Origin of the sequence: Leptolyngbya sp. KIOST-1, from assembly GCF_000763385.1 — a bacterium.
Lineage (GTDB): Bacteria > Cyanobacteriota > Cyanobacteriia > Phormidesmidales > Phormidesmidaceae > Nodosilinea.
Window position 1 is genome coordinate 2,970,189 of the sequence record NZ_JQFA01000002.1, and the last position, 13,114, is coordinate 2,983,302.

The 13,114-nt window shown below is 53.6% G+C and carries 6 protein-coding genes; 2 read left to right on the forward strand and 4 right to left on the reverse strand.

The genetic code is table 11. The features are described from left to right. The 4 genes from NF78_RS13165 to NF78_RS29425 all read right to left on the reverse strand — a co-directional run bounded on the left by NF78_RS13165 (position 1) and on the right by NF78_RS29425 (position 9,836). Entirely contained in the window at positions 1–3,942 is a 3,942-nt protein-coding gene (locus NF78_RS13165) for an Eco57I restriction-modification methylase domain-containing protein (protein WP_197064827.1), read from the reverse strand. A 51-nt stretch (positions 3,943–3,993) separates the two neighbouring features. Next, positions 3,994–6,744: a DEAD/DEAH box helicase gene (locus NF78_RS13170; RefSeq protein ID WP_263970593.1), complete on the reverse strand. Its 2,751-nt coding sequence runs from the start codon at positions 6,742–6,744 to the stop codon at positions 3,994–3,996. Between the two features lie 940 nt (positions 6,745–7,684). Further along, positions 7,685–9,238, reverse strand: a complete 1,554-nt coding sequence (locus NF78_RS31150) for a hypothetical protein (protein WP_156119756.1) — start codon at positions 9,236–9,238, stop codon at positions 7,685–7,687. A 310-nt stretch (positions 9,239–9,548) separates the two neighbouring features. Next, on the reverse strand, positions 9,549–9,836 hold the full coding sequence (locus NF78_RS29425) for a hypothetical protein (protein WP_072016069.1): 288 nt from the start codon (positions 9,834–9,836) through the stop codon (positions 9,549–9,551). Positions 9,837–10,896: 1,060 nt separating this feature from the next. On the opposite strand from NF78_RS29425, the gene NF78_RS13180 reads away from it, so the two are divergent. Next, on the forward strand, positions 10,897–11,439 hold the full coding sequence (locus NF78_RS13180; protein ID WP_035987019.1) for a methanogen output domain 1-containing protein: 543 nt from the start codon (positions 10,897–10,899) through the stop codon (positions 11,437–11,439). A gap of 2 nt (positions 11,440–11,441) precedes the next feature. Next, positions 11,442–13,109, forward strand: coding sequence for an ATP-binding protein (locus tag NF78_RS13185; protein WP_035987021.1), 1,668 nt, complete (start codon positions 11,442–11,444; stop codon positions 13,107–13,109). Positions 13,110–13,114 lie beyond the last annotated feature (5 nt).

The following is a 13,114-nucleotide window of genomic DNA, read 5'->3' on the forward strand; positions in this document are numbered from 1 at the left end:
TTATTTCTCTCCAAACAACTGATTCCAGGCTTCGAGGACGAGGCGTTGGGTGCGGTATTCGCCGAATTGTTTCATTTCGTTGTTTTTGAGGACGCGGAAGGTTTCGCTGGGGAAGTCGGGGCCGTGGATGTCGGCGGGGTCGAGGATGTAGCGGAGTTCGTTGCGGGTGAGGCCGTAGAGGTGGGCGTAGTAGGCGTCGAGTTCGGCGCGGAGGTGGGCACGGCGGTCTGGATTCCAGATGAAGGGGTCGCCGTGGTAGCCCATATCTTGGGCGAAGGGTTGTAAGTCCCAGGCGGTGTAGGTGAGTTCGAGCACGCGAGGGGCAATGAAGTCGATGTCGGCTTGGCTATATTGACTAGGTGGTACCAAAGGGAACTGCTTTAAAAGGAAAAAATTTAGATTGACTCCGCCCACTTTCTGTCTAGCTACGTAGTCAAAGATCAAACTATTAAAGGCTCCTAGTAAACATGCATTTACAGAAACTTTTTTGATGCCTGATATCATTACTGTGGCACTATCAGCCAAGCCAACCTGTGGCAACAAAGCCGCAACAACTGTTCTCTCATTTGAGACAACACCTGTTATTTTTCTGATTGCTAAAATCCAAGAGAACTTGCCTTCCATTTTATCTTCAATATCTTTTCTTCTTATAAAATACCTCGGCTTTGCTGTTAAAGTTGTGTCCTTTAAATCTTGCTCACTGATTATTTCAGAAGATCCTCTGAGGCCGGAATCAGTCCTTGGAGGTTTTGCATGAGCAAATCTATGATTGTATATATGAAACATTTTTGCTTCGTATAAAGGTAGATAGTCATCACATAGTTTATCTTCAAACAAGCCGCTGTCATTTGACATGTGAAACATGCTTTTGAAAGTTATCTTCCAGGGATTTTTTTGTAAGCTTTCATTCTCAATCACTGGAATCTGCTGATAAATTCTTTTTGTCAGCTCTGCATCCGCCTTTGTTCGGAAATTTGGACAAGTTAAAGTATTCGGGTTGATGATACTAATATCTTTAGGAGTAAGACTAAAAGTCCTTTTCTCATCTTCCATGTGACGAGGTAGTGCTAAAAAGAAAGAGAAGATGGTTTTCTCTACCTTGCCCTTGTTGATTCCAAGGAGAGAAAAGCGCATGTGGCTGTCAACTCCATGGAAAAGTTTGTGTTTGTTTTCAAAGTCGTAGATACTAGCCAGGTTTTCTTTCTTGACTAAATCACCAAAAAATGACTTGCATGTATCATCGGTTGCAATGCCTGTTGGGACAATTATCCCTAGTCTTCCTAAATTGCAAAGCATATCTCTGGCTGTCTCCGAAAAAATAGCATATGTATTAATATCCCCTGTTGCAGTGAGTGGAAAACGGCATGAATTGCGAATGAATTTGCCTTGAGCATCCGCATCGTGTTTGGCGATAAACCATTTTTCTGCCAATCGAGGATTGTTTGCTCGTAATTTTTGGATTAGTGTGCTTCTTTTGGCTTTGTTTTTTGCTTCTGAAATTTCTGCATCTCTTGCTCCAAAAAATTCCTTCTCCTGAAGTTTGATACGCTCCCAAGGCGGATTTCCCAACACACAATCAAACCCGCCCTGCTCAAACACCTCCGGAAACTCCAGCGGCCAATGGAAAAACTGCTTCTCTTCCGCCAACCGATCCGCCGCCGCCACAATCTCCTTCGTCGCCCAGTTACCCTTCAGCAAATTATCCAACACCGCCGAAGTCGGCAAAAGCTGTAAATTCTGCTCCGTCAGCGGCATAAAAAACGCCGCCGTCCACAAATTGCAGGCCGATTTATCCCGCCGCCACGAGTACAAGTGCCGACTGCGCTCATACTTCTCCTGCTTTTGCCGCACCGCCGTAGGGTCATCATCCTTCATGCCCTCAATCTCGCGCCACGCCTTGGCATACTCCTCGCGATCGCGCTCAAAGGTGTTGTCATACAGCAGCGCAAGCTGCCCCGCCGCTTTACTCTCCCGCTCCTGCTTATTGCGCTTCTTAAACTGGGTGGCCAGCGACTTGTCATCCCCCGTTACCGGCTTGTAGGCATTGTCGGGAATACCCTCCTTCAGGCAATCGAGATCCAACACCCCCACCAGCGAATTGCCATTCTTAATGCGGTGGTCTAAAAAGTTCAGCGACACCCCGCAACACAGCCCCTCAATCCACAGCGCCACCTTACACAGGTCTACCGCCAACGGGTTCAAATCGACCCCATACACACAGTGCTGAATGACATCGCGAATAGCAACCCGCAACGGCTCTGGCCCCGGCTGCGGTTCACCCGTGCGAATGCGGGCCAGCTCTTTGCCAATGCGTCGAGATGCCGCCAGCAGAAAGTGCCCCGAGCCACAGGCGGGGTCACACACCTTGAGGGAGAGCAATGCCTGCTCCTGGGCCTCTAGGGTGGCATCTTTACCTAACGCCTCCAGCCGATCCGCAATCACAGGTTCTAGCGCACTCTTGATCAGCTGCCCCACCAGCTCTGGCGGGGTGTAGTAGGAGCCGGTGGTTTTGCGATCGCTGCCCGTGACCAGCTGAAACTCATAGATGCCCTGCCGCTCGGCCACCTGGGGATGGAAGTCGAGCAGGCTTTCGTAGACACTGCCCAGTTCCTCCACATCCAGCGCCCCATAGTTGACCCGGCGCAGTTGCCCCCGCTGCTCGTACAGCGACAGGTGGCGAATCGCCAGGGTGAGGTCATGGTTGTCAATGGCGCAGGCATCGATATCCAGCAGCGAGTGGGAGCCAAACAACACCCCGTTTAGCGGCGATAGGCCCAGCACCTGCCCCCGCCAGTTTTCGTCGAACAGCCGGAAGGTGACCCGCAGACCCTGCCACTGGTCTTGAAACCCCTCCCGTCGCCAGGAGGCTTTTTCTGCCAGTGCCCGCAGGCGCTCGATGCTGTAGTACTCGCGGTAAATGCGGGACTTGTTGACATCATCGCCAGAGAGCAGCAGGTTGCGCGACTCGGCCACCATCAAAAACAGCAGGCGATAGATCAGCAGCAGGAGCTGGCGGTAGTAGGCGGTTTCGGTAAGGGCCTCACCCTCGGAGCCCTCACCCCCGGCCCCGCTCTCAGGGGGCGAGGGAAGATCGGATATGGGCTCCCCTTTGCCCAGCCATAACCGTTGGCGTAGGGCTTCGTTGTTTGGATGCTGGAGAAATCCGGTGCCCAGCACCTTGAGGGCTTGCTCGACCCCATCGCGCAGGCGATCGCGCACCCTCCCGCCCTGCTGCACCGACTCCTGGTGGTAAAACTCTAGCAGGCACTTGTCGGCATCTTCCATGCCCTGGGGCAGGCGCGATCGGTGGAACAGCCGATAGAACAGGCCAAACTCAGCAAAGTTCTCGCCATTGAGAATTTGCTCTAGGTCAAACTCGACGTAGGTGAGTCGGGTCATCAGCGACGAGTCGCGCAGCAGTCGCCAGCGCAGACCATTGGTTGCGATCGCCCACAGGTGCTCGGTGCGATTGAGATAATCCTGCACCAGGGCATGAGCCGATAGCCGGGGCGTGCCGCTGGGGGGACGCTGCTCTAAGCGCACTCGGCTGCCCACAATGTGGATCGGGGGCTTGGCATCCCCTGGTTCGGCCCGATGAGAGATAGCGTAGGTTTGCTCGTCTACTACCTCCGCTTTGGCCACGTATATCGGGTCGTACCCCAAACTGCGCAGCAGCGGCACCGCCCATTGCTCGCGGGTCACGGTGGTGGCTAGGTCTTGCTCGGGCAGGCGGCTCAAGGCCCGCTGAAACGCCGCCCAATAGATCTTCGCATCGCCCCAGGCCAGGGCAATTTCGTCGGCCAGTTTATCTGTTTTTTGCAGCCCAAACGCCTCTGGAACCTGGCCTTTGATATCAGCAGACAGCACATCGGCCATCAAGTCTGAGGCGATCAGGTTGCCTTCAATTTGGAGTCCGGCGAGAGTGGCGGTGGGGGCAGACATGGGGAAGTTTGAATGTTAATTGGTGCTGACTTGAGGTTGGCGGGCCGTACCCTAGGGCTTGGGCTGAAGGACGTACAGCCCCAAAATATCCATGGGGAGCTGAGGTTTGACGCGGATCTGGCCCTCCTTGGTAATCTCCCGCACCCGGCGGTGGGACTGGGCTAGGGCATTGGCTCTAGATGCAGCAATATCTTCTAGCTCCTCCCTAAACTCCTCTAAGCGATTCAACAGCTCGGCGATTTCCAGGCGCTTCATGGCTATGGGCACATCTCCAGTGGGCTCAGCCCGCTGAAATAGCTCGGTTGCCTCGGCTGGCTCAAGCCAGACTGGGGCAGAGGGTGGCCCAGTAAAGCCTGTAACCAGACATTCTTCAGCCAGCAGGCTTTGCTGCTTAGGGCTAGCCAACAGGTGTCGAACCCTCAGCAGCAGCAGCGTGGTGCGTTTTTCTACCGCATCCGTAACGGTAAACCCACAGCGGGCGGCGACCGGGTCTTGGCTATTCTCCAGAGCGTTTTCTAACACGTAGCGAGCTAACCCCTCCACCAAGGGGTGGTTGCGGCCCACATACTCCACCCCTTCCGGCGTGGGGGTAGTAAACGCCATTAGCCGGGGCTTATCGCCCAGGGTGGGCCGCACGCAAGTGGGAATCGTCTGGAGATACCAGCCCTGTTTTTTCTTGAGCAAAGAATGATTGAGCCGAGCACAGGCGGCCAGCACAAACCTCTCCACGTCGGACTCGTTGCCGAGGATTCGATCCGACTCCACCAGCTCTTGTTCTACCTCTGCGGGTTTGATCGTGCGCTGGGCAAAGCGGGTACGGCTGGCCTTCTCGCGCTCCACTGCCCGATCCCAACTTTTATGTACCTTGTCTACCGCTGGCTCATCGTCATCCAGCAAATCTAGCAAGGAGAGCTGAGCGGCATCGGTGGCGCGATCAAACAGGGACTTGAACACCGCTTCCGAGACGGTGGAACTGTCCATCGGCACCGGCACCGTGATGCCCAGGCTCTTGTGAATTTTGACCGCCTTGCGGATCAGCACATCCAAAACGGCTCCATCCACCGGGTTGTCTTGGCCATAGAGCAGGTAGCTTTTGACCACCGGGGCAGTTTGCCCGTAGCGATCAACCCGCCCTTCCCGCTGCTCTAGGCGATTGGGGTTCCAGGGCAGGTCGTAGTGAATCACCGCCTGGAAGGCCTCCTGAAGGTTTACCCCTTCACTCAGGCAATCGGTGGCCACCAGCACCCGCTGGGGGTAGGTCGCGAGTTCTTGAATCCGCAATTCCCGCTCATCTTCGGACTGTTCGCCCGTGACGGCAATCACGCGCAACTGGCTGCCCCGCTTTTTCTCTAGCTTGTTGCGCAGGGCAGTGGCCACATAGTTGGCGGTGGCGATGTAACGACACCAGACAATGGGGTTTAAGCCCTCCTTGAGCAGGGCGGCGACGGTTTCGGTAGCTTCGTTTAGCTTCGAGTCTTTGGTGCCTTTGAGCGCCTCTGCGTCGCGGATAAAGGCCCTCAGCTTGCGGCGATCGCTGTCGCTGAAGGTGCGCTGGCCCTGCTCAAGGGCAGCGGTGGGTGGGGCATCAATGGCCTGTTCCTGGTCGGTGGGGTCGTAGGTATAGGCAGCCATCAGGTCTTGGTCGATGTCTGCTCCCAAGTTTTCTGGCTCGCCGACTTTTTCGATTTGGCGGTTGAGCGTTGCGATCGCCGTTTCTGGAGACGACATCACACAGCGAATGATGGCCAGGGCTGACCAGTAGCGCCCCCGCCGCTGGGCGTAGGTCATGTCTTGGGTGGTGGTCTGCACCAGCCCACGGGCAAAGTTATAGACATTCTCGAACAGGGTTCGATATTCGGGGGAGAGCTTGTAGGGCTGCTCTAGGGGGTCACGCTCTGGAAAGGGAGTATCATCCCCTAACCACTGTTTAACGTCGGCACGGCGGCGCTGCACGAAGTAGCGGGCCAGCTCAATGCGCTGGTTTTCGCTGAGGTGCTCTAGGTCGTACTGCTCGAAATCGGGCTTGAGCAACCCCAGCAGCGACAGAAATGACTCCTCAATGCCGCTGTGGGGGGTAGCGGTGAGCAGCAGCAGATTTTGCTCTGGCCTAGCGGCGATTTCGCGCACGAGCTGATGGCGCATCTGCTGAGACTCGCTACGGCCACTGGGGCGGGCACAGGTGTGGGCCTCATCCACAATTACCAGGTCGGGGCAGTGGGTGAGAAAACTGGCGCGACGGCGATCGCTCTTAGCGTAGTCAAGGCTGACAATGATGTGGCGATAGAAGCCAAAGATGTGGTGGTCGCCAGCGGGGAGCGATCGCTCTAACCGGCTCACCGTGCCCGACCGGACAACTACTGCATCAATGTGAAACTTCTCCCGCAGCTCTCGCTGCCACTGGTCACAGAGGTGGGGTGGGCAGAGCACTGCCAGGCGCTGAACCTCTCCCCGGTCTAGAAATTCTCGGGCAATCAAGCCCGCTTCGATGGTTTTGCCAATGCCGACATCGTCTGCCACCAGCAGCCGCAGTGTCTCTAACCGCAACGCCATGAGCAAGGGCACCAGTTGGTAGGGCCTGGGGCGCACTGAGAGCCGCCCCAGGCAGCGAAACGGCCCGGCACCACTGCGCAGGCTCAGCCGGGCCGCTTCCATGAGCAGGCGGGCGGCTGTGTGGTCTTGAACCGCCTCAGGGCCAGGAATTGGGAATTGGGCAGACTCAATCGCCTCCAGACCTTGCTCCAGCAGGGGCAGGTAGATGCCGCAAGCCTGTTCTTCATTACCGCTAAGAGGCCGCAAGCGCATTAGGTCGTTCTGCTCAGACGGCATCACAACCCACTGACGACCTCGGCAAGTGACAACAGATCCGGAGGTGGGGAGCGGTGCGGTAGGCATGGGTTATGGCGTATCTGGAACAGAAAATCCACAGTTATACCCAACGATTGTGCCCAGCTACATCGCTAGGAGGATTTCCGCTGGGCAAAACTTAACGGCACATTTACGTTTACAACCCGGATTCAATGGATTCAGGTCGATCTTTGTTACAAACGATCAGAATCAGTCGAATTCGGCTCATCACTTGGAGCCGAATACTCAACCGACGCAGAGGCAGACTAACGTCGAGCCGAAGGGGGGTACCCAGTTCTGGAACCAGAACCTTGAACCTTTGGAGAGCACGAGTAGAACAGCTGCTCTTAGCCACAAGAACCTTCTAACACAGGGCCTCCGGCAGGCAGGTCGTAGTGATTTATACTTACGCAACAACTTTACCGGGCGGCGGCCTAAGCGTAAGTCCTTGCACCTGCTCCAACAACTTTTGCTGGATGTATCTATTGGGGCCGGAGTCTACTGAACTAAACGTCTACACCTTAGTGTGCTTGGGTGTGTAACCCCTTGATTTCACGAGGTTTCAGCCGATCCGGTTACTGTTACAAAATCCTCTTCAAAATCGCTTAAAGCCCTTGCAGGCTGGGCAGTTACACACTCTTACCCTGGAATTGGTGAAATTCCTCTACTGGCATCAGTAACCAAAGCCGAGGATGTAGAATCCGACGCATCGTCGGTCGAATTCGGCTAATCACTTGGATCCGAATACTCAATCGACTCTAGGATAGGCCAACGCCGAATAGAGGAGAGGTGTCTAACTCTGAAACCAGAACTTTGAACCCAGAGATTCAATAGAACATCTGCGTCGAGTCACGAGAACCTTCTAACGCAGGATCTTCGGCAGGTAGGCCGTAGTGATTTATACTTGCGCAACAATTTTGCCGGGCGGCTCCACAAGCTTAAGACCTTGCATCTGCTGCAATAACTCTTGTTGGTGGTGAGTAGACCTAATTGCTTGGGATGTGTCTATTGGGGCTGGAGTCTGCTGAACTAAACTACTACACCTTAGTGTCGCTGGGTGTGTAACCCCCTGATTTTGCGAGGTTTCAGCCGATCCAGCTACTGTTACAAGATCCTTTCCAAAATCGCTTAAAGCCCTTGCAGGCTGGGCAGTTACATACTCTTGCCCTGGAATCGGTAAAATTCCTCCACTGGCACAGGATGGCGAAGCCGAAGATGCGAGGTCTAATGCATCGTTGGCGCTGTTTCCGTCTACCAAATGACGAGGGTGCCACAGAGGCAAATGCTTCCGCAGAGTTGCCGGACTGCATCCTGCTTCCCGACAAAGTAGCTCCTGCCGTTCCTTAACTTTGCCAGGTAAGCCACCGGGGCTACTTTGAAGGCGTGCGATCGCCGCTTGAATACGTTGTAAGGCGTCTTGAGCTTTAGCCTGGTTATTTGGGCCTCTTGGCTCACTGGGTGGCTTTGAAGACCGCGATCGTTGACTATAGGGGTAATATCTGCCGCTCCGGCGGTTAGCCCGCACCCACTCTCGAACACGACGCTGATAGATATGCCGATGAGCACAAAACTTTTGAAAACCTCGTAGTTGTGGCACATTCTGGAGCACCCAGGATTCCACCTCATCCCAGTTTAGTTCTCGAAAGACTCTGGCGTAGATGCAGGCTTCTTTGATAATGTCATTGGTCTGATGAGGCCCAGTCCAGCCTTCTTCTAACGACTCTTCTAGGCGTAGCTTCCATTCTGCGACATTTCCTTTGACTTGTTTATTCTGCTTAGCCCAAGTTGGCTTAGCAGCTCTAATTGCTTGCCTTACAAGGCGCATTTCCTGCTGAGATGCCGCAGCTTCCCACAATTTAATAAGTGCATTCAAGTCACTATGGATTGGCTCCTCGCCGAAATCATCTAGAACACATGAGCCCAATTGGAGAGGAAGTCTATGGCCGTTATAGTTAGAGCCTTTGCACTTGACATTGGGGAAAATCTCTAGGGTTCCTGGTTTTACTGTAAATCCACCTTTAGAACATGCGCCCTCAATAGCTAAAGCTAGTTTATAGCAATGTACCTGTTCGGGCAGGGGAAAGTAGACATGAATTCCATTAGAAAAGCTTGATCGAACTATAACTCGACCAAACAAGCCAAGCTGCTCCATAGCATTCAGCAGACTGGCAAAGTCTACCCAGTGATTGTTAGGATGACAATTACTGCCAGAGTCAATATCCAAAAGGAAATAAGAAGTTTTTCCCTTGCCATTAGGGAACCTAACACCAACAATTTCGTCTTCGCTGCTCCATCGTTGATGGAGCAGCGGAGCAGACAGTGGATATTGTGAGTAAGTAGCCCAGTCAAGCTTCCCTCTGACTGCCGGAGCACTTATAAAGTCCCAAGTATGAAATTGCGAGAAGAACTTCAGCGTTCGCTCATGTAGCTGGTTATTGTCGGCAGCTGTCAACTGTCGCTTACGAGCCTTATCCGTCTTCGCAGGCACCGTCGAATTGCCTCTTCCCCTAGGAAACGGCATTGACTTTTTGGTGTCGCGATCTGGGCAAGGCTTTATCTTAGCCTTGCCCATCTCACCGAGCCTCTTTTGTTGTTAGATTTTTATGCCCAAACTGGGTATTAATTCTGCCTTCAGTCTTAGCTGCTGAAGAGAACTGCCTCGTCGTCATTACATGTAGGCACATGAAGACAAAGCTTTGATAGAAGTCCTCAGCCAGATAAGACATCAGGCTAATTTGCTTAGCCATTGCCTTACCTTTTAACTATTCTGAGGGCAGTTTTATGGTCTGTCCTGGGCGCTTTCTTTGATTTGAAAGCTTTGATTGTAGGTAGTGCTCAATTGCTCTGCGATGTGCAGCAGAGTCGTCTCGATTTGCTATCCAATCCGCAAGCAAAGTCAAGTTGTACCGAATTGTCCGCGAATTAACTTTAACCCAGTGGATATTTTCCAAAAGGCTCTTGTCAATTAGACGATACTTTTTCAGCGTTTCTGGGCTAAAACCCGTTAAGTCTGCGGCTTTGCGCTTATCACCAAACTTATATTCTGTCATAGCTACTCCTAAGAATGCGAACCTTCGGCGGGAGGCGTTCTTAGTTGCGGCTTATGACCAACAATTCAGGCGTTCCGGCTACACGACGTCTTGCAGACACCGTCCAGACGTCTATAAGACGTCGTGTAGCTGGGCAGTACTAATATACCCTATTTTCTCCAAAGAGCAAGCAAGTTGCCAAACACTACTAGCTAGAAGCTCCCAGCGATACCACCGGGAGCTTCTAGCTAGTAGCTTCAAGCCATGTTCGCAGCGCGTGGGTAAAACCCAGAGGACAACTTAGCTGACCTTCGCCACTCGCTTAGTAAGGATGCGCATGACCTGGCCAGGATTTGCAGCTGGCAAATGCCTCGACCACTCTTCGGGCCGTGCGTACCCCAGACGAAATAAACCGGCAACGCATAAATTTTAGGAAGGGGGGATTTTGGGTGTAAATTGGGTGTAGGAATTGATTTTGGAGTCTGAAAGAACCATATATCAGGAAACGTTGGCTGATTTGTAATCAGCCGGTCGCAAGTTCGAGTCTTGTCACCAGCTTGTCTTCAAACCCCTTTAAACATAGGGCTTCCAGGGGTTTTTGGTGCCTGATTACTTTCTACCGCTAAGCACGTATGCACTAAATCGACCTAGATATTCTCTCTGGCAACTTTGACCAAACGCTGTCGAAATACAAGCCTCAGTCGGCTATGAGCGTGGCTTCGTTGGACACTACACCCAAACGGAGTGTAGCGAAGGATCCCAGTCCTTGCGCACGATCGAGATTCTTCACTTCGCTATTGCTACGTTCAGAGTGACATTTGCAAAACTGGGATGCGCCCATTGTGAGGCCCCTCATTAACAGGACAAAAGTTATAGCGGCTGATTGAACTCAGCGCGGTAAAGGGTTAGCACCCAGCAGGTCAGCGCTTAATGATTTTTTGGAGTGACGATTGGTCACTAAACTTCGGTATTATTCCTACACACAGTAATTATCCTGCCTTTAGTGGGAGAATTCGTTTCCATACCTCAGGCATGATAGGGATCTATTAATCCTCTGCCTAAAGCCCTCTAGGGACTAGCGATGAACTGTTCTCACCCCCCCGTAGCTTCCATTCAAGATCTTGACCTGCCGCTAGAGCGGGATGTGTTTTTGCGAAACTTGATTCGGGAGCTGTCGGGAACACTTCAGGATGTGGTGGGGCTTGAGGAAGCGTCAGGGTTCATCAGCGTGGTGGGGCAGACTATGGGCCAACAGATGGATCGGGATTATAGGGCCGCTCTGAAAGTTTCCCAGTTAAGCCGCGAGCAGGTTGCGGCGGTGCTGGTCGACCTGAAGCGACGTATTCAGGGAGATTTTTACATCATTGAGCAAACGGATGAAAAGATTGTTTTAGGGAACCGGGCCTGCCCCTTTGGAGAAAAGGTGCTCGACCGCCCGGTGATGTGCATGATGACCTCCAACGTGTTTGGCTCGATCGCGGCAGACAACCTGGGATACGCAAAGGTCGATCTCCAGGCAACCATGGCCACAGGCGCCCCTAGCTGTCGGGTTGTGGTTTATCTCAAGCCTACCCCAGACGCCGAAGCCAGCCCGGGCCGAGAATACTTCAGGGGGGAGGCTTAGGCTTGACTCCTGAGCAGTTCCTTGAATTTGCCAGGCTTATACCAGAACCAGCCCTTTTGGTTACGGGGCAGGGGGAAATTTTGGCCGCCAATGGGGCATCTACTCAACGGCTGGGGCAAAGACATGCCGATGGGTCGGCTCAGTCTATTTTTGAGCTGGTGACGAATTCAGCGGAACAGGTTAAGCAGTATCTGCGGAATTGCTCTAGCAGTCGTGATCCGGTGATTGGCTCGTTATCCTTTAAGGGAATCCATGGCGAACCGCTTCAGTACCGCTGTGAAGGAGCTGTACTCCGCCCCTGGACCCCGGCAGCGTCGGCCCTCATTTTCCTGCGGTTGCAGCAGCAAGAATCCGCCAGCCGTCGCTTCATTCTGCTGAACAATAAGATCGACCAGTTGGCCAAAGAAATTCGCCGTCGCCAGCAGGCCGAGGAGGAGCGGGCGCAGCTGCTGATTCAGGAACAGGAAGCCCGAGCCGAGGCAGAGCGGCTGAGTCGTCTGAAGGATGAGTTTCTCTCTACCGTTTCCCACGAACTGCGGACTCCCCTCAATGCCATTCTGGGCTGGTCGCAAATTCTGCGGACCAACCCGGTCGATGCTGCGATGGTCCAGCGGGCGCTGGAAACCATTGAACGCAATGCCAGATCCCAGGCGCAGTTGATTGATGACCTGCTGGATATTTCCCGCATTGTGACCGGCAAAATTCGCCTGAATGTGCAGAAGGTTGACCTGGTGCAGGTCATCGATGCCGCCATCGAAACGGTTCGACCCGCCGCCGAAGCCAAAGCCATCCGCCTGCAGCGGGTGCTGGATTCGGATGCCGGGCCGATACTGGGAGACGCTGAGCGGCTGCAGCAGGTGGTCTGGAATCTGCTGAGTAATGCCATCCGGTTCACTCCCAAGCAGGGTCGGGTTCAAATTGCTTTGCAGCGGATTAATTCCTATGTTGAGATTGTGGTGGCAGACACAGGACAGGGAATCAGCCCTGACTTTTTACCGTTTGTGTTTGATCGCTTTCGCCAAGCCGATAATTCCATCTCGCGTGCTTTTGGGGGCTTGGGGCTGGGGTTAGCCATTGTGCGTCAGCTGGTCGAGCTGCAGGGGGGAACGGTCCAGGCTAAAAGCCCCGGCGAAGGGCAGGGGGCGACGTTTATTGTCAGGCTGCCCCTGATGATTGTGCATTCGACAGAACCTGGTCCAGAATTTCAGTATTCGGTGGGCAGCAGCAGCGCCCCGATGCATTGCTCGGTACGTCTGGATGGATTGAAAATTCTGGCCGTGGATGACAATGCCGATATGCGGGTTTTGATCACCTATACCCTGGAAGCTTGCGGCGCAGAGGTGCTCACGGCAGCGTCGGCAAATGAAGCCCTGCTGGTTTTGACCCAAACATCGCCCCGGGTGGATGTTTTCATTAGCGATATTGAAATGCCTCAAGTAGATGGCTATGCGCTCCTGCGTCAGGTCAGAGCGTTGGGGCCAGAACAGGGAGGGAAAGTACCCGCGATCGCGCTTACGGCCCACGCCAGGGCTCAAGATCGTCAGACCGCCCTTTTGGCCGGATTCCAGTCCCATATAGCAAAGCCGGTGGAGCCGGCTGAATTGATTGCTGTGATTGCTAATTTGACAGGGCGTATTAATCATGGTCAGGGGTTTGCCCCTCAAGCCTGAACCTT

What these genes read in the sequence shown, in the direction of transcription:
- NF78_RS13165 (WP_197064827.1), bottom strand. Translation starts at nt 3,942, where the DNA reads ATGTCTGCCCCCACCGCCACTCTCGCCGGACTCCAAATTGAAGGCAAC.
- NF78_RS13170 (WP_263970593.1), bottom strand. Translation starts at nt 6,744, where the DNA reads ATGCGCTTGCGGCCTCTTAGCGGTAATGAAGAACAGGCTTGCGGCATC.
- NF78_RS29425 (WP_072016069.1), bottom strand. Translation starts at nt 9,836, where the DNA reads ATGACAGAATATAAGTTTGGTGATAAGCGCAAAGCCGCAGACTTAACG.
- NF78_RS13180 (WP_035987019.1), top strand. Translation starts at nt 10,897, where the DNA reads ATGAACTGTTCTCACCCCCCCGTAGCTTCCATTCAAGATCTTGACCTG.